The following is a 17,408-nucleotide window of genomic DNA, read 5'->3' as shown; positions in this document are numbered from 1 at the left end:
ATGACTACTACGATAATAAAGCTCGGCTAAGACAGGATGATAGATAGGAGGGGAAGAAGATGAACCGACAAGCAAGACTGCAAGCCTTGTCAGCTTTCTTGAAGGCGCAGCGGGCCAAAGTGTCCCCGGAATCGGCCGGATTTCCGGCCGGCAGCCGACGGAGGACGCCGGGGCTGCGGCGGGAAGAGGTAGCCCAGCTGGCGGGCGTCAGTCCGACTTGGTATACGTGGCTGGAGCAGGGCCGTGATATTCAAGTATCGGCTTCCGTCCTCGACTGCGTGGCGGGGGCTTTGCGGCTTACGGTCGACGAGAGAAAATATTTGTTTTCCCTGGCGCTGGAAACGGGGAGCGGCGGCAATCTGCTGAAGGAAGAGAAGCCCAAGATTAGCCCGTCTTTACAGACGATTTTGCAGGAACTGCGCAATTGCCCCACGATTATTTCTGATAGGAGATGTCAGATTGTCGGATGGAATCAGGCCGCTTCCCATGTATTCCTCGATTTTGAGCAAGTCCCCGAGGAAGAACGAAACATGATCCGGCTGCTATTCACCCGCAAGGAGTTCCGCAGCCTCGCGGTCAATTGGGAACATTTCGTCAGCGGCTTTCTGTCGATGTTCCGCGCTTACTACGGACAATATGTAGAAGATGAATGGTACGAGCGGTTTCTGGAGGAAATGACAGCCCTTCATCCCGATTTTCATCAGCTTTGGGAGCAGAGCAGAGTGAGCTCCGCCCCCGAGGTGCTGCTCGAATTCCGCCACGCGAAGGCAGGCAAAATGCTGTTTCACTTAACGAGCCTGCAAGTGCAGGGCAGCGCGGATTTGCGCTGCGGCATCTACACGCCTGCGCCGGAGTCCACTACCGAAATCAAAATAAAAAGGCTGATGGAGCGCAAATCCCCATCAGCCGCTTCCGTCGGCACGCTGACGGAGTGAGCTTCTCTTTGGCCGCGAATCGTTAACCGCGGCGCGGGAGGCAGTCTCGCTGCAAGGCGACCCGCGGCACCGTCCCCGCACGGATACGGCGGATGCCCGGCTAAGCCCATTTGCCGCTGCGGAACAGCGGCTCCCTGGCGCCGCCGGCCGTCTCCCCGTCGATGTTCAGCTCGGCGGAGCCGATCATAAAGTCGACATGCGTCATGCTGCTGTTGGCGCCGGCCGCGGCCAGCTGCTCCTTGCTCATCTTCGTGCCGTTTACGACGCACAAAGGATAGGCGCTGCCGATAGCCAGATGGGCGGAGGCGTTCTCGTCAAAGCCTGTGTTATAAAAGATAACATTCATTGCCGATATCGGCGAACCGTGCGGAACCAGAGCGACTTCTCCCAAAAAATGCGACCCCTCGTCCGTCTCGATCAATTGCTTGAGCGCTTCGTATCCCTGCTCCGCCGAGAAATCGACGATACGTCCCCGTTCAAAGGTCAAAGTAAACCGGTCGATCAAATTGCCGTTGTAATTGAGCGGCATGGTGCTCGTCACTTTGCCGTTGATTCCGTGTTTGTGCGGCAGCGTGAATACTTCTTCCGTCGGCAAATTCGGCACGAAGAACGTGCCGCGCTCGTTATAAATGCCGCCGGCCACCCATAGATGCTCCTCGGGAAGTTCTACGGTCAGCTGTGTGCCAGGCGCTTCATAATGCAGCTTGCGGTACCGCTTGCCGTTCAGCAGCTTCACGCGCTCCTGCAGCCGGCGGATATGATCTTCCCATGCCTTCACCGGATTGTCCTGGTCCAGACGGGTCGCGCGGAAAATGTACCCCCACAGCTTTTGAACCGCCTCGTCCGCCGTCAGCTCCGGAAATACCTTAGTCGCCCATGACGGCGTCGGCACGGAGACGATGGACCAACTGACTTTACCGCTTTGCAGATTGGCGCGATGTTCTTTCATCGCGTTCATTTGCGTGCGCGCCGCCAAGGCGATTTTACCGGAATCGATGCCTTCCAGCAGCTCCGGATTCGGGGCATATACCGTCAGGAAGGCAGCGTCATCGCGGGCCATTTCGGCATAGCCGTCCGCTTTCCAGCGCGGAAACTGCCGCAGCGCTTCGTCGCCGGCATGCAGCAGCTTGATCCGGCGCAGCTCCTCGTCGTCCCAATCGACGATAACTTGCCACACCCCGGCCTCATAAGCTTTGCGGGCGATTTGGCGCACAAAGTCCACTGCGGCAATCGGCGCCGATACGACCAGAGTCTGTCCCTCGCGAACGTTCAATCCTACTCTAAGCGCCAGCTCGGCATACTGCTCCAGCAGCACGTCGAATGATTTCATGATGATCCCCTCCTCCAAGGATTAGCGATTACACTAACTTAGTGCTTATTATACGCCTTGCTTGACGAGAAATCGAAGCCTTGCCGGCACAGGAAGCTTCCTAAAACGGTCTACTGGGAAACTTGCCGGCGGCGGTTCTTATTTTTCCTCCGGGCCGGTAAGATGATAGTGGAGACCCAGATTCCCTTTTTTGGTAAATAGTTTAGCGAAAAAATATTCTTGACAGCTTCAATGGTTGGAAGTATGATTCTCGTAGTGCATAATCCCTACTAAAATGGTGGGGTATAGAGGGGATGAGTAGCTTGAACAACAACTTGATTCATGCATTCCAATCTAACTGGGTAAGCTTGGTTATTTCTTTGGTTATTATTGGGGTGCTTTACTTCTTGGGTAGAAAACGGGTCGGCTTCGGCAGCCGCGTGCTTATTGCGCTTGGGCTCGGGCTGATCGCCGGTATTTTCTTCAACAAGTTTAAATTCGACGCCACAAGCGTCAGCACAATCGGTTCCATTTATGTTAACCTGGTGAAAATGCTCGTTATACCGCTGGTCGTCGTGCTGGTTATCAACAGTATTACCTCGATTTCCAATCTGGGTCATCTGCGTAAAATCGGCATCAAGACGATTTCTTTATTCTTGATCACGACGGGGATCGCCGCCTTGATCGGGTTGCTGGTCGCTCTGGCCTTCGATCCGGGCTCCGGCATCGCACAGGAAATTCCCAAAACGTTCAAGCCGCGGGACATTCCGACGTTCTCGCAAGTTATTCTCGATTTGGTTCCGAGTAATCCGATCAGCGATATGGCCGGCGGCAAAGTCGTACCGGTACTGATCTTTTCCATTTTCGTCGCTATCGCTATGGTGCATGTCGGCTCGAAAAAGCCGGAAGCCGTTCAGCCTGTCAAACATTTCATTGAATCGTTTGCGCAAATTATGCATCAAGTGACCAAATATATCATTCGTCTGACTCCGTTCGGCGTCTATGCCCTGATCGGCGCGATGGCCGCCAAGTACGGTCTTGAGACATTGGCCCCGCTGATCAAAGTGATTCTCGCTACGTATACGGCGCTGCTGCTGCACTTCATTCTTACTTTCGGCGGTCTGGTTACTTTTGTAGCCAAGGTCAATCCGTTCAAGTTTTTCCGCAAGGCGTATCCGACGATCGCCGTAGCCTTTACGACCCGCAGCAGTTACGTTACGCTGCCGGTAAATCTGGAAGTCATCACGAAGCGGTTGCGCGTATCTCCTAAGATCGCAAGCTTTGTGGCTCCGCTTGGCGCGACGATGAACATGAACGGCTGCGGCGGCGTGTGGCCGGCAGTGGTCGCCATTTTCGTAGCGCGTGTCTATAATGTGCCGCTGGGCATTTCCGAATATATTCTGATCGTTCTGGTCAGCATGATTTCTTCTATCGGCGTTGCCGGCGTTCCCGGACCTGCAGCAATTTCCACGACAGTGGTATTGACCGCGCTGGGCTTGCCTGTGGAAGGTTTGGGTCTTGTGCTTGCAATCGACGCGGTAGTGGATATGGGCCGTACGGCCGTTAACGCTACGGGCACAACAGTATGCACTTTGCTGGTAGCGAACTCGGAAGGCGAGTTCGACCGCGAATCGTTCAATCGCGATGAAGAAGATCAAATGGAGCTGAACCCGGTATAAACGGTTTCCGCCGCAACGAATATGGAAAAGGCAGCCTTTCATGAGGTTGTCTTTTTCTTATTGTTTAGGAAATGATGCGCAGCCATATCCTGTGGATATCGGGGGGCTCCCCCGAAAGGAAAGTCTACCCATAGAACGATCCCAGAGGAAGGGTTAGACGCCGATCCAGCTTAGGCTGGATGCGGACGCAATAAGCTTCAGAGCATCACGTCGCTTTTGGGGGATTTGTTCTTCCAGGACTCATCCATTTACATGGGTAAAACAGGAAATAAAGGGGACGGAATCGAAGTAGGTAGCTAACCAAATAGTTGCTGGAGGGATGAAAGTTGAAGCTCGACCGACTGCTGGCTATTACGATGCTGCTGCTTAACCGCAAACGGGTAGGAGCCCAAGAGCTAGCTGAACGCTTCGAGGTATCGCTTAGAACGGTTTATCGGGATTTGGAGACGCTAAACCAGGCGGGCATCCCGATCGTATCTTATGCCGGAGCGTCCGGAGGTTACGAAATTATGGATCAATACCGGCTGGACAGGCAGTTTTTATCCTTGGAGGAGCTGCAATCGATTGTCATCGGACTGAAGGGCGTCCGTTCGTCGCTCGATGAGCAGGAGATCGGGGGCTTGCTGGATAAGGTGGGCGCACTGCTGTCGCGTACGGAACAAGGCGCCTTGGCTCAGATGAGCCAGCAAATGATTATCGATATGAATCCTTGGCACGGGGGCAAGGCCGACAAGGAGAAGCTCGGTATCCTTCGCGAGGCCGCGCGGAGTACGAAATTGATCCGGTTTTCTTATACGGATTCGCAGGGGGAATCTTCCGAGCGGCGTTGCGAGCCGATGAGCGTCGTGTTGAAAGGATACGTGTGGTACTTATACGGCTATTGCCTTTTAAGAGAGGATTATCGGGTGTTCAGGCTATCGCGAATCGAAGAACTGCATGTGCTAAGCGAAACGTTCGTCCGCCGTCCGAAGACGCTGGAGCAGCTGGGTTACGGGTGGAACCGGTCTCCGGATACCGCCAAGATCCGTCTGGTGCTGCAGTTTCAACCGCGTATGAAGCCGAGAGTGCAGGATTATTACAGGGATGCGGACATCGTTACGCAGCCGGACGGCACGCTGCTGGTAACGACGGAGCAGCCGGACGAGCCGTGGCTGTACAACATGCTGCTGAGCAGCGGAACGGATGTGAAAATTATCGAGCCGGATAGCGTGGCCCAATCCATTCGGGAGATTGCGCAAAAAATCGTGGAAATGTACACGCCCGCGAGAAAACCTTGACATAATGCTGTCAGTATTGCTGCTGTATATTGGATGTATGAAATGTAACCGCTAATGAATCGAGGAGGTTGTTAAGTTATGTTTACATCCGTTCAATCCTTTGCGGCCGGCTGGAGCAATGAGACCGCGGCCACCCAACGCGTAATGAACGCGTTGACCGATGCGTCGCTGCGTCAATCCGTCGGTCCCGAGCTGCGCACTCTGGGCCAGCTGGCATGGCATGTGGCGACATCGGGGTATGAGATGCTCGCCCGCACGGGACTCCAGCTTCCGCCGCTTCCCGGAGATGAGCATACTCCGGCTCCGGACTCGGCTCAAGCGATCGCCGAAACGTACGGCAGTATGAGCAAGAAACTGCTTGAGGCGGTCCAATCCCAGTGGACCGACGCCGACCTGCTTCGGACCAGCGAGATGTACGGCGGCGAAGCATGGGCTAACGGGCTGACGCTGCATGTGCTGATCCAGCATGAGGTGCATCACCGCGGACAGATGACTGTGCTGATGAGACAGGCCGGACTTCGTACGCCGGATATTTACGGACCTACCCGCGAGGACTGGATCGAGCAAGGGATGCAGCCGCTCCTTTAAGGGCGGAAGGCTGCGGTCGTCTTCCTTATCGTTACGGCAAGCGCAGACAGCCGGAAGAGCTGATCCTAGAGCAGAACGCTTCTCGGGTCAGCTCTTTTGTCTTTTTCAGAATAAGGTTAATTGAACGGGCTCCTGCTCCCGGCCATCGTCCTTTGCGGCCGTCCGTTCATGAACGGGGACAGCTTGCGGGTTGTAAGGAGACCGTACGGTATGTCTTAATTGCGGATACAGTTCAAGCAGCCGGTTAATCATCTGCATCTTCGGCGTCTTATATTCGGGGGGAAGCGATGACGAAGCCTGATACAGCCGGGCATACGGCGCCGCAAGCTGCGGATAATGCTGCCGCAGCGTCTGAAAGAACCAAACCTTCACCTCCGGCGTGCTGAGACGCAAGTAAGACGGCATGACGAACCCGGCGCCGGCCTCTGCAGAGGCTGCAAGAAGAGAGCGGAGATCCGTCTCGCTATCGGTCAAATAAGGGAGTATCGGAGCGGCAAAAATGCCGACGGGAATGCCGGCTTCGGCCAGCTTGCGCACGGTTCTCAGCCGCTGGGCGGGTGCCGGAGTGGATGGCTCGAACTGCCGCCACACAAGCGGGTCCAGCGTGCTGAGGCTGATGTTTACGGAGGCGAGCGGAAGCTGCAGGAGCAAGTCCATGTCCCGTAAAATAAGCGGAGAACGCGTCGTAATGGTTACCGGCACCTGGTATTCGGCCAGCACCTCCAAACATCCTCGCGTCACCTTGGACTTGGCTTCGATCTGTTGGTACGGATCGGTCGCCGTGCCGATGGCTACTTGGCCGAGCTCCGAGGGATGCTTGCCGCGCAGCCGTTTGCGCAGCTGCTCGCGCAAAATGTCCGCAGCGCCTTCTTTGATGAAGATATGCCGCTGAAACGTATCGTCCGCTTCCACGCCGAGAAAGGAATGCGTAGAGCGGGCATAGCAGAAGCTGCAGCCGTGCTGGCAGCCGCGATAAGGGTTGATCGACCAATCAAAGGGCATGGAGGGCGCTTTGACCGAATTGAGAATGGTTTTGGCTTGCAGCGGTTCGTATTGTATCCGTCGGGGACGATCCATAGCATTCACTGCCTTCGAATGTAATAAGAACATATGTTCTTATTACATCGTAACAAAGCGGCTTTCATATGGCAAGAGGAATAAAGCTGGAAAAATCAGTTTTGGCTGAACCTGGCCGCACGCAGCCAGGGGTTCTCTACATCGGCTGGAGGACATAATCCGCATAGCGTTTGGCGTTCAAACTTAGCTCTTCCTCGGATAACGCATGAATACCGTGCAGAACGAACGAGGGAATGAAGACCGTTCCTATCAGGTTACTTGTCGCCTGAAACGGTTTGAGCAGCTCGCTCATCGAGAATTGGTTGCGGCCTCCCGCCTGATAGGCTTCCTCAGGACTTCCGGTGGATACAGCCAGAGCGAACTGTTTGCCGTGCAGCTTATCCCCGGAAGAGCCGTAAGCCCAGCCGTAGGTCAGCACGTCGTCCAACCATTTTTTTAGCAAAGGGGGAGAACTGTACCAAAAAAACGGGAATTGGAGCACGATGCGGTCGCAAGCTTCCAGCCGTGCCTGTTCTTGGCCGACATCAATGCGTTCATCGGGATAAGCGGCGTACAAATCGTGATCGTCACCGCGCGGTGCTGCTTCAGTTCTTCAAGCCATCGTTTATTGATGCGGGATTGCTCCATATGGGGGTGAACCGCTATGACAAGAACGTTCATATCAGCATGATCTCCTTGGAAAATGGGATGGCAAGCGTTTTGGCTGCGCACCGGATTAGTGTAACCAGCCGTTGTCGGCGTTACTCGGCTGGCGTAGGTGGGCTTCGAAGCGATTACCGGAGCCGCCTCGCCCGGTTTGCTTCGCTTCGGTCCCGGTCTAGCCGGAACGGCCGTTTTCCCGTATACTAAGGGAATATTTGGTCTAACGCAGGAGGTTTCAGTCCATGATGAACGATATCCGGCGCATTTGCGTCTTTTCCGGCTCCAATCCGGGCAATCATTCCGATTATGAGGACGCGGCGCTTCGCCTCGGAGAAGCGCTTGCCGTCCATGGCATCGACTTGGTGTACGGAGGGGCGAGCGTAGGCTTGATGGGACGCGTCGCGGATAAGGTGCTGTCGATGGGGAGACAGGTGATCGGGGTTATGCCGACGGGGCTGTTCCGCGGCGAAATCGCCCATACCGGTTTGTCCGAATTCCATGAAGTGAAGACGATGCATGAGAGAAAGCAGCTGATGGCCGATCTGTCCGATGCATTTATCAGCATGCCAGGCGGACTCGGAACCTATGAAGAGCTGTTCGAAGCGGCGTGCTGGTCGCAAATCGGGATTCACAAGAAGCCCATCGGGCTGCTGAACGTACGCGGGTTCTACAATCCGCTTATCGCGATGCTGGAGCATACGGTGAAGGAAGGCTTCATGCGCGAGGAAAATCTCGGGCTGCTCGTCGTCGAGTCCGATCCCGCCCTTCTCGTCGAACGTCTGCTTCGTTATGTTCCGGTTGAGCAGGGGAAGAAATGGGTAGAGCTTAAATAGACTCATCCGACGAATTGGGAGGTCAAACGGACGCAGCCGGGCGCCAGTCAACGTCAAAAGGACCCCATCTCCGCAGTTTGCGAGCTAGAGGGTCCTTCGGCATTTTTATAGGAGAATGCTTGCAATAAGGAACGCGTCGCAAGCAACTGCGGACAGGATCGCTTTCGCGCAGCTTCTTGCGGCATTAAGCGGTCGTATGCCTGGCTGCGACCGGACGCGATTGCACGTAAGGCAGCACTTTCGGCTTGGAGCCGAAAAGCATCCAAGAGCTTTTGACGTATTTTTGCGCCAGGCCGACAATAGTCCAAGAGATGAGCAGGGTGACGGCATATCCCGATGCGATGTACAGGTAATACGTAGCCAGCGTGTAACTGACCGGAAGCCGGAAATAATAGAACAGCACGGCCGCATGGATAATGTACACACCGAATGAAGCGACTCCGAGATGAATGATCGTATTGACGACTTTGGCGTTCAGATTGCGATACAACAAATAGGAGATTTGCAGCAGGATCAACGGCGATGTGAACGTATGGAAAAACCAGTAGCATTCGTACAGCAGCGCACTCGCACTGAAGTCGTTGACGCGGGTCTGATACCACAAGTTAACGTCGCCGAAGCTGGAGAAGATCCATAACGCCCAAAGCGGAATCCAGAGCAGCGCTTTAGCCGAAAACAGCTTACTCCAAGTCACGATCATCCAATCCTTGACGGCCGGATAATAGATGCCGCAGAAAGCGCCCATCAAATAATACGAAATATAGCTGATGGCAAGCTGGCCTTTATCCGCGTAATGCAGGCTGAAATGATTGTAGAGGACAAAGGCCCATTGCAGTGCCAGTCCGATCCAGATCAGATGCTTCGTCACCCGCGGATAGCGCTGCAAAAACCACAGCAGCAGCGGGAATAATACGTACAGCTGCGCGCTGATGAAGACAAAGTACAGATGATAGAAGGTTTTGCCGTATAGCACCATCGTGAAAAAATCGGCGAACGACGCATGCTGAGCGAACTGCCCCCATGTTTCTCCGAACGAGTAATAAATTTGGATCACATAATAAAAAGCCGAAAAAATCAGATAAGGCGTTAAAATATATAAAAATCGGCGCTGATAAAACCGCGCGATTAATTTTCCGTTCAGCGGACGATCGAAATAACTGTAAAACAGTACAAGCGCGCTAAGAAAAATAAAGGTCGGCGTACCGAATTTATTGAATACGTTCAAAAAGTTAAAATAGAAAAACATCGAAGAGCTTTTGTCGACAATTTCCCCGACCGGAATCGATGTGACGTGAACGAAGATGACGCCAAGTATGGCTAATGCTCGAACGATATAAATGATGTTCAACTGATCTTTGGCCGAGGCCGGCTTCGCTACCCCATGGACGATCCCCTCCTTGATCTTGTGTACAAGAACCAAGTATAGGAGGGCGATATGAAATTATTATTACCCTAAGCTTAAGATTAGCTGAAAATAAACTTCCAATTTATTGTAAAATAACCCCGCAAAGTGGGGTCTTGGCTTCGAAGCTGATTCAGGTACTTTGCGGGGAGCCCCGAAATGCCGGGGAGTATCCCGAAGCGGGGCGGCGCTATCCGTTCAACTTTCCGGAGCCTGCCGCAGCGGGCGGCTTCCGGGGCGCGAAGCCGCGCGGCTGGTAGGTGCCGATCACGATGCCCAGCGTCGTCAGCACGAAGGCGAGGACGTGAATCCAGCGGATATGCTCGCCCAGAAAAAGCACGGCGCCGACCATGCTGGCAAACGGCATGCCGTTGATGAACATTGCCGTTTTATTCGCCCCGAGCAGCTTGATGCCGTGATTCCAGCCGAGCGTGCCAAGCGAGGAAGCGATCCAGGCGGAGGCGAGCATGACGAGCCAGCCCGTGCCGTCGAAATGAACCAAGCCGTAAGCGCCGGGGCCGAGCTGCGCGAAAGCGCCGATATTGAGCAGAATGCCGCCGATCAGCGTGGAGTAGGCCGTCGTAACCAAGGTCGGCATTCCCGTAGAGGCAATCGTCTTGATCAGCAGGCCGCCTGCCACGTAGCCGAGCATGGACAGCACCATGATCAAGTCGCCCCATCCGGATACTTCGACGGACGCATCCGCCGAGCCGCTCAGCACGACGATGACGACGCCGGAGAAGCCTGCCGCGATACCTAGCGCGAGCCGCGCGTTCATCTTCTCGCCTACGAATACGGCGGCGAGCAAAGCGGTCGTCAGCGGATTCAGGCCGAGAATGAGCGAAGCGTTCGTCGCCGTCGTCGTCACGACGCCCGAAGCGAGAAACAGCTGGTGAAAGAAGATCGACGTCAGTCCGATCAGGCAGAGCAGCCCCCACTGCTTGCGGCTCGGTCGGTACCAGCCGTATTTGCGCAGCACGAACGGCAGCAGCGCCAGTCCGGCGAGCGGCATTCTAACGGCGGCTACGAGGAACGGAGGCGCGGTTTCGGTCAAATATTTCACCATGACGATATTCAGTCCCCACGATGCGACGACAAAGGCCAATACAACATAAATCCATCGGTTTGCAGTTCCCACAGAAGCTTGCTCCTATCCGGTCTTTAATGATGTGTTCTTCCTCCATTAAAGCACAGATTGGCCCGCGGGGAAATCACCGAAATATAACGATCTCATTTCTGTATGCAAGGACGGGTGCAGCCGGTAGCAGCAGGGGCGGGACGCATCCTTCCGCGTTGGTTTCAGGGTGCTTCCTTCGGGAATAAAGGAGCGATCCGATCGATCCGGTTGGTCCATATGCCCCCGGTATAGGCTGCCGGAATTCGTTGCCGAACATCTTCGGGCGTATCGAAGCCGCTGGAAAATTCGGTGCCGTCGCCGCCGACCATAATGACGCGGACATCGGCGTCGGTCATCCGTGTCATAAAGCGGTTGGGCCAGCCCCACAGCCACGGTGCTATCTTCTCCGGAATATGGACCTGGCTGTGCCGGAGCGAGTCGGGAACGTAACCGGTCCAGCCGATGGCGGCATAGGTCAGAACAAAGCGGATCATCGTCGATTTGGACATGACGCGCAGCTCGGGAATGGACGCTTTAGCCGACGCGACCGGATTGTCGCCGCCGTATACGGTAAGCTGCTGCAGTCTGGAAGACGGAAGCTTTCGCAAATATTGAGCGAGCAGCAGTCCTTCGGCGGGATCGTCGCTTTTCATATGAATAAGGAATTCGTGATCCGGGAACGTGCTCAGCACTTCGTCGAGCGTCGGCATCATGCCGATCCCTTTGCCCCGAAACGGGTGCGTCTTCCCTCCGTCCGCGGTATATCCATAGCCGATATCGAGCGCCTGCATCTCCGATACCGTATGCTCTCTCGTCACGCCGGAGCCGTTCGTCCGGCAATCGAGCGTCCAATCGTGAAATACGACAAATCGGCCGTCGAGCGTCGGCTGCACGTCGAATTCGACAACAGCGGCTCCTTCCTTGAAGGCGGCGTCCATGGAGGCGATCGTATTTTCCAAATAAGGATGCTCGGGTTCGTAGATGCGCTCCGCGGTACAGGTGTCGTTCATAATCCCCTCCATGGGGAACGTCTGGGACATGCCGCGGTGGGCGAGAAGAAACGGGCTGCCTTGCGGCGGATCGCTCAGCCAAGAGCAGTTATTAAAATAGATGAAGGCGAGCAGAGCGAGCGCGATCCATATCCGCTTCCGCTTGAGCCGTTTGGTAAAGGGGTGCATTGCATATTCCTCCCGGTTTGCTTTAGGGGCCGTCAGGTTACACGGCGTGCTTCACGGTATCTATCGTAGCGAATTCGGGGGCCGGTCTTCAATGGAAGCGCCATGACGTTCGGATGATGGAATACGTATGAGGGAAGCGGCGCACGATTATTATCGGGCGCTGGCTGCAGCCCGGGCGGGGCGGTCCCGTTCAGCCCAAGGTCCACACCGACCGGTCCAGGTCATGTTCAGCCCGGCCCGGGTTTCCTACAGAAAATGGCGTATAACAAGGAACCGGAAAATCGGCGCAAAAGCGGCCGGACCGGAGAATCAAGGAGGGCGACTGTGATGGAGCCGTTGTTTTTTGCCGACCCTGCGCAATTCCGCGCCTGGCTGGAAGAGCATCATGAGCAGGCCGACGCCTTGCTGGTCGGCTACTATAAGAAAGGCACAGGCCGGCCCAGCATGACCTGGCCCGAATCGGTGGACGAAGCGTTGTGCTACGGCTGGATCGACGGGGTGCGCAAAGGAATCGATAGCGAAAGCTATATGATCCGTTTCACCCCGCGCAAGCCGAGCAGCATATGGAGCACAGTGAATGTAAAGCGGGTCGCCGAGCTGACCGAGCTCGGGCGGATGCGCCCGGCGGGCTTGCACGCGTTCGAAAAGCGCAGAGAGGACAAGACCGGAATCTACTCTCATGAGCAGAAAATCCCTGCCGAGCTTGGAGGCGACTATGAAGCGATATTCCGTGCTAACGCCAAAGCATGGGAGTTTTTCCAAAGCCGGTCCGCGTCGTACCGGAAAACATCGATCCATTGGATCGTCAGCGCCAAGAAGGAAGAAACCCGGATGAAGCGGCTAAACGCGCTGATCGCGGCATCGGAGCAAGGGCTTACGGTCGATCCGTTCACGCGCAAGCCGAAGCCGGCTCCGTAGGCGCGACCGCCGCCAGGGAACCTAGTACGTACGGCCGGCTCTGACGGCTGTCCGGGTCTTCTTCCAGGCATAGAGGATAATCAGCTCGGCGACGATCAAATTGCCGATCCAGCAAGCCCATGCGGAAAGCTGGTAAGATTGGACGAACCATCCGGTCAGCATGGAAAAGACCATAAGCCATACGCGGAAGCTGACCGCGGCGAGCGTGAGCGCATAGCTGCGGATCATCCACTGCTTGTGAGCCGTTATCTGCCGGTTTACGGCGCGCTTCACGCCGATCCAGGTCGTCGTTACCCACAGGACGTCCAGAGTGAAAAAGCCGAGACCCGCTTTCCAGCCCCCCGTCGCAAACAGCGACAAGTAGATGCTGATCAAACCGCTGAACGTGATCGCCGCCACATACAGATACCCCAGCATGCGGTGGTAGCGGACCCAGGTTCCCTGCACTCGGATAAACAGCTGGAGCGGGCCGAGAATGACGGCGAGACAGGCCGTTACAATATGTCCGTAAAGCAACACGATCCAGGGGAAGTAATGAAAATTTGGCTCGCGAAGCTTTTGGACGATCAGTCCCGCTTTCTTCGGGTCGGACAAGCCGTACTGCATAACGACATAAGCGATTAATAACAGCGCTAATAAAGATACTGCGATACGAACCCAAGCTTTTGTATTCACTTGCTTCATCTCCTCTAAATTTTTTGGTTGCTATACAAGACGATCCGCATGAATCGATCCCTTCGTTTTTTTATCAAATGAAAAAAATATTCGAGCTGGGCCGTTTATCAAGTATGAGAAATTACTGTATAATGTGATTAAATTGTATGGAAAGCGAGTGATTTCCCATGACAGTCAGATCCTTACACTCATCTATTCAATTCGAGGTACGGAAGAGATAACTTTAGAAAGTTCTTTTATTAAAGCCTTCCGTGCAATAAAAAACGGAGGAAAATGATCTATGTTTAGTTATTACAGTGCGCTTTGTACCGAGCTCTACGATTTGACGAAGCCTGTAGGGTTTTCTTTAAACGGCGATATTGAATATTACCAAGAAAGACTGCAAACTTGTCAGGGACGTATTCTGGAAGCGGCGGTCGGCTCAGGACGGTTTTTGATTCCGCTTCTTGAGGCCGGATATATCGTCGATGGAATTGATTATTCTCCTGAAATGCTGGAGTCTTGTCGTAAACGTTGCGAAGAAAGAGGACTAAGTCCTCGTTTATATGAAGGTCAATTGCAGGATTTTTCATTGCCCTTCCAGTATGAGGCGATTATTATTCCTACGGGTTCCTTTGGCTTGATTGAAAAGCGGGAGGAGTCTCTGGGCGCATTGCAATGCTTTTATCGGCATCTGGCCCCGGGCGGGCGGCTTATTGTCGATCTGCTATTGCCTCATGACTGGAAAACCGGAAAGATCGCTACTTCCGCGTATCCTCTGCCTAATGGGGAGGGGATTACGCTGGAAAGCAAATCGATTGAAATGGATTGGCTCCAGCAATGTACTGTATCTTATATAAAATATGAGAAATGGCGCCAGGGAAAACTGATTCAAACCGAGCTGCAACGATTTGCATTGCGCTGGTATGGAATTGAGGAATTCAGGCTTGTTTTAGAGAGCATCGGTTTCTCGGATATTACATGCTCTGCCGATTATATTTACAAGAGTCAGCCGTCGAATGCAGGCCAAATCATTACTTTTGAAGCCGTACGAAAGCAATAATTAACAAAGCTGTTGTCACCATCGACAACAGCTTTCTTGGGATGAAGGTTGGATGGAACCGCCGCTTTGCCGGTATCGTCCGGCCGGGTTGGAGACAATAGACGGGGGTGTCGTCATGGGAACGATAGTATGCTTTATTTCCGAGGAATTCGCCGATTTCGAAATTACGCTGGCGCTGCATAAGATTAAGAACGTAGGCCGCAGAACGGTTATGACGGCCGGATACGAGCTTCAGCCTGTCGTCAGCGAGTCGGGGCTGTTCTATATGCCCGATCGGACCGTGCAGGATGCGCTGCGGCTTGACGATATCGAAGCGCTGATCATCCCCGGCGGCCCGATCCGGGAGCAGAGGGAGGAGCTGACCGCTCTGATCCGCAAGCTGGACGAGGAGCGGACGCTGCTGGCCGCCATTTGCAACGGACCGCAATATTTGGGCCGGGCGGGCGTGCTGGACGGCACGGACTTTACGACCTCCTGCTCGCCGGAGCGGATTCAAGCTCTGGGCGTACAGGACCCTTTTCCGAGGCGCAGCTATGTGAACCGGCGCGTCGTTCGGAGCGGACATATTATAACGGCCCAAGGACGGGCCTTTGTCGATTTTTCGTTTGCGCTGTTTGATTATTTGAACATTTACGAAGGGCAGCAGGGGGAGAGAGACAAGCTGTATCGGGATATTATGAACCGGTAATTGGCGCAAATCATAGGATGTCTTCATGAGAATGACTTGTTTTCATTCGGAAAATTCCCTGATTTTTGTTAAAAATTAGGTTTCAATGACTTTTTGCAGAAAGAAATCCGAACGATCCCTTGAAAAATAGCCCGTTTTTCAGTATGATGAAATTATATGAATCCGACGACGGTTCTAGAAGGTGAACATATGCCCCTAACTGATTCTAACGAAATCAAAAAGCAGCTGTGTCACATCTACAACGAGGTATCCAAGGAATTGTTCGGATTCGGTACCACGCTGCTGAAGGCTTCGATCGATCATAATATCATCACGTACCAGGCCAGGCACCGCCGCTCGCCGCGGTCTACCGCTTTGGAGGGCGAAGCGCCTACGCTGAAGTACGAGGTTGATTTTTACATGTCGTCGATCTATAAGAAGCGAATCCGGGAGAAACTCGAACAAGAGATGGGGCTTGCGATTGAAGCCGTCCTGCGAGACTACGATCCGCCGACGCAGTGGGCCATTACTAATGTCATTTTGCGCGAAAGCACAACCGAATAACATCGGCTGTTTCTCTTTTGATTTATCTTAAGAGGGAACCGAACCAACGACGAAACGGATGCCGCTGGACATTGTTTACAATGGAAAGCGCTCTTGTTAGAAGCTTTTTATTCTACCAAGGGCGCTTTCTTTTTTTTATAGGTTTATAAGCAAGAAGGAAAAGGGGGAATCGGGCGGGAGTGCGACGGCGGAACCGGAGAATGCATAGATTGCCGGGGTTGTAAAATACTAGAGAAAAAACCTAAAGACCTGCATCGAAGCCGTTTCAGGCAGTAATCCGCTTGCGAAGCGGCCGGCATGCAGGCCAGGCAATGACTTGACAGGAGACGGACCCGTCCGGCGTTTCGCCCGCCCGGTTCTGGGCAACGACAAAGAAAAGATATTGGAGGACAAAGACGATGAAAAACAGATGGGTTCAAGGTATTCTTTCGCTTTCCGTATTGGGACTGGCTCTTACCGGCTGCGGCGCGCCGAAGGAGCAAGGAGGAGCGGCGGCGGACACGAACAAAGCGGCGGGCAAAGGCGAGCCGACACAGCTCGTTATCTCCACTTGGGGCTTCTCGGAGGACTTTTTCCGCAAAGAAATTTATGAACCGTTCGAGAAAGAGCATAATGTTAAAATCGTGCTGGAAATCGGCAACAACGCCGAGCGTCTGAACAAAGTGAAGCAGGGCAGCTCCAATGTCGACCTGATTTATTTATCCGACTATTATGCACAGCAGGGGATCGAAGCGGGCTTGTTCGAGAAGATCGACCGCAGCCGTATCCCGAACCTGAACGATATTTATGATGTGGCGAAGGCGCCGCTCGGCGAAGACTACGGCCCTGCCTATACGGTCGGCCAGCTCGGCATCGCCTATGACCCGAAAGCGCTTGGCGGTAAGGAAATCAAGTCTTGGGCGGATTTGTGGAGTCCGGAGTTCGCCAAGAAGCTGACGATGCCGAACATTACTTCGACCAGCGGCCCGATGATGGTGGATGCCGCATCGGTCGTTGCGGGAAGCAGCTCGTTCAATGAAGACCAGGCGTTCGCGAAGCTGAAGGATCTGAACAAATCGGTCGTGAAATATTACGGCCAAACCTCCGAGTATGTGAACATGCTGGCTCAAGGCGAAATTGCCGGCGGCCCGATCATGGAAATGTATGTGAAAGACTTGAAAGCGGCCGTGCCGACCGTGAAATTCATTACGCCGTCCGAGGGCGGCTATGCGATCATGAACACGATCAACGTCGTTAAGGGCAGCAAGAACAAGCAGTTGGCCGAAGACTTCATCAACTGGCATTTGAGCAAGGAAGCCCAGGAGAAATCCGCCAAGGCTCATATCGATTCTCCGGTCAACAAGACGCTGCAGCTGACGGCCGAAGAAGCGCAGGGCATTACTTACGGCGCCGACGTCGTGGCCAAGCTGCGCAAGCTGGACATGAAATTCGTCAATGCCAATTTGAAAAAATGGATCGACCGTTTCAATAAAGAAGTAACTCAATAATCCGGCCGTATTTCGGCT

At 54.0% G+C, this 17,408-nt stretch carries 16 protein-coding genes and 1 pseudogene; 10 read left to right on the top strand and 7 right to left on the bottom strand.

Annotated features, from left to right (window positions below; genetic code table 11):
- Window positions 1–59 precede the first annotated feature (59 nt).
- Window positions 60–935 carry a helix-turn-helix transcriptional regulator gene (locus N0M98_RS02955; RefSeq protein WP_249866084.1) on the top strand — a complete coding sequence of 292 codons (876 nt, stop codon included), beginning with the start codon at window positions 60–62 and terminating at the stop codon, window positions 933–935.
- A 100-nt stretch (window positions 936–1,035) separates the two neighbouring features.
- On the opposite strand, the gene N0M98_RS02950 is transcribed toward N0M98_RS02955, so the two are convergent.
- A complete protein-coding gene (locus tag N0M98_RS02950) occupies window positions 1,036–2,265 on the bottom strand; it encodes an aminopeptidase (RefSeq protein WP_249866083.1) in 1,230 nt (409 codons plus the stop codon).
- A 302-nt stretch (window positions 2,266–2,567) separates the two neighbouring features.
- Between N0M98_RS02950 and N0M98_RS02945 the strand changes: the two genes are divergently transcribed.
- From N0M98_RS02945 to N0M98_RS02935, 3 genes are all read left to right on the top strand, one after another.
- A complete protein-coding gene (locus N0M98_RS02945; protein ID WP_249866082.1) occupies window positions 2,568–3,923 on the top strand; it encodes a dicarboxylate/amino acid:cation symporter in 1,356 nt (451 codons plus the stop codon).
- Window positions 3,924–4,249: 326 nt separating this feature from the next.
- Entirely contained in the window at window positions 4,250–5,200 is a 951-nt protein-coding gene (locus tag N0M98_RS02940; protein ID WP_259616906.1) for a helix-turn-helix transcriptional regulator, read from the top strand.
- A gap of 78 nt (window positions 5,201–5,278) precedes the next feature.
- On the top strand, window positions 5,279–5,788 hold the full coding sequence (locus tag N0M98_RS02935) for a DinB family protein (RefSeq protein WP_259616905.1): 510 nt from the start codon (window positions 5,279–5,281) through the stop codon (window positions 5,786–5,788).
- A gap of 105 nt (window positions 5,789–5,893) precedes the next feature.
- Here N0M98_RS02935 and N0M98_RS02930 read toward each other — a convergent pair whose 3' ends face one another.
- Both N0M98_RS02930 and N0M98_RS02925 read right to left on the bottom strand, forming a co-directional pair.
- Entirely contained in the window at window positions 5,894–6,865 is a 972-nt protein-coding gene (locus tag N0M98_RS02930; protein ID WP_259616904.1) for an SPL family radical SAM protein, read from the bottom strand.
- Between the two features lie 136 nt (window positions 6,866–7,001).
- Window positions 7,002–7,525, bottom strand: a pseudogene (locus N0M98_RS02925) (NAD(P)H-dependent oxidoreductase).
- Window positions 7,526–7,761: 236 nt separating this feature from the next.
- On the opposite strand from N0M98_RS02925, the gene N0M98_RS02920 reads away from it, so the two are divergent.
- The gene (locus N0M98_RS02920) at window positions 7,762–8,340 is read left to right on the top strand and encodes an LOG family protein (RefSeq protein ID WP_259616998.1); all 579 of its coding nucleotides are present in this window, start codon (window positions 7,762–7,764) and stop codon (window positions 8,338–8,340) included.
- Between the two features lie 184 nt (window positions 8,341–8,524).
- Here the strand turns inward: N0M98_RS02920 and N0M98_RS02915 are convergent, their stop codons facing one another.
- From N0M98_RS02915 to N0M98_RS02905, 3 genes are all read right to left on the bottom strand, one after another.
- Window positions 8,525–9,760 (bottom strand): acyltransferase, encoded by a 1,236-nt coding sequence (locus N0M98_RS02915; RefSeq protein WP_259616903.1) that lies wholly within the window; start codon window positions 9,758–9,760, stop codon window positions 8,525–8,527.
- 172 nt (window positions 9,761–9,932) lie between these two features.
- Window positions 9,933–10,880 (bottom strand): DMT family transporter, encoded by a 948-nt coding sequence (locus tag N0M98_RS02910; protein WP_249866076.1) that lies wholly within the window; start codon window positions 10,878–10,880, stop codon window positions 9,933–9,935.
- A gap of 161 nt (window positions 10,881–11,041) precedes the next feature.
- Window positions 11,042–12,037, bottom strand: a complete 996-nt coding sequence (locus tag N0M98_RS02905; protein ID WP_259616902.1) for a glycerophosphodiester phosphodiesterase family protein — start codon at window positions 12,035–12,037, stop codon at window positions 11,042–11,044.
- Between the two features lie 327 nt (window positions 12,038–12,364).
- On the opposite strand from N0M98_RS02905, the gene N0M98_RS02900 reads away from it, so the two are divergent.
- Complete coding sequence (locus tag N0M98_RS02900; RefSeq protein WP_249866074.1) at window positions 12,365–12,955, top strand: YdeI/OmpD-associated family protein; 591 nt, start codon at window positions 12,365–12,367, stop codon at window positions 12,953–12,955.
- 21 nt (window positions 12,956–12,976) lie between these two features.
- Here N0M98_RS02900 and N0M98_RS02895 read toward each other — a convergent pair whose 3' ends face one another.
- On the bottom strand, window positions 12,977–13,630 hold the full coding sequence (locus N0M98_RS02895; RefSeq protein WP_249866073.1) for a DUF2306 domain-containing protein: 654 nt from the start codon (window positions 13,628–13,630) through the stop codon (window positions 12,977–12,979).
- A gap of 280 nt (window positions 13,631–13,910) precedes the next feature.
- Between N0M98_RS02895 and N0M98_RS02890 the strand changes: the two genes are divergently transcribed.
- From N0M98_RS02890 to N0M98_RS02875, 4 genes are all read left to right on the top strand, one after another.
- A complete protein-coding gene (locus N0M98_RS02890) occupies window positions 13,911–14,672 on the top strand; it encodes a class I SAM-dependent methyltransferase (RefSeq protein WP_259616901.1) in 762 nt (253 codons plus the stop codon).
- Window positions 14,673–14,787: 115 nt separating this feature from the next.
- Entirely contained in the window at window positions 14,788–15,360 is a 573-nt protein-coding gene (locus tag N0M98_RS02885; RefSeq protein ID WP_249866071.1) for a DJ-1/PfpI family protein, read from the top strand.
- 189 nt (window positions 15,361–15,549) lie between these two features.
- Window positions 15,550–15,903 (top strand): DUF2294 domain-containing protein, encoded by a 354-nt coding sequence (locus N0M98_RS02880; RefSeq protein ID WP_249866070.1) that lies wholly within the window; start codon window positions 15,550–15,552, stop codon window positions 15,901–15,903.
- Between the two features lie 398 nt (window positions 15,904–16,301).
- Window positions 16,302–17,390 (top strand): ABC transporter substrate-binding protein, encoded by a 1,089-nt coding sequence (locus N0M98_RS02875; RefSeq protein WP_259616900.1) that lies wholly within the window; start codon window positions 16,302–16,304, stop codon window positions 17,388–17,390.
- Window positions 17,391–17,408: the final 18 nt, after the last annotated feature.

Source organism: Paenibacillus doosanensis (assembly GCF_025060755.1).
Lineage (GTDB): Bacteria > Bacillota > Bacilli > Paenibacillales > NBRC-103111 > Paenibacillus_S > Paenibacillus_S doosanensis.
Note: the sequence above shows the minus strand (reverse complement) of the source record. Positions and strands in the feature narration are given on the sequence as shown.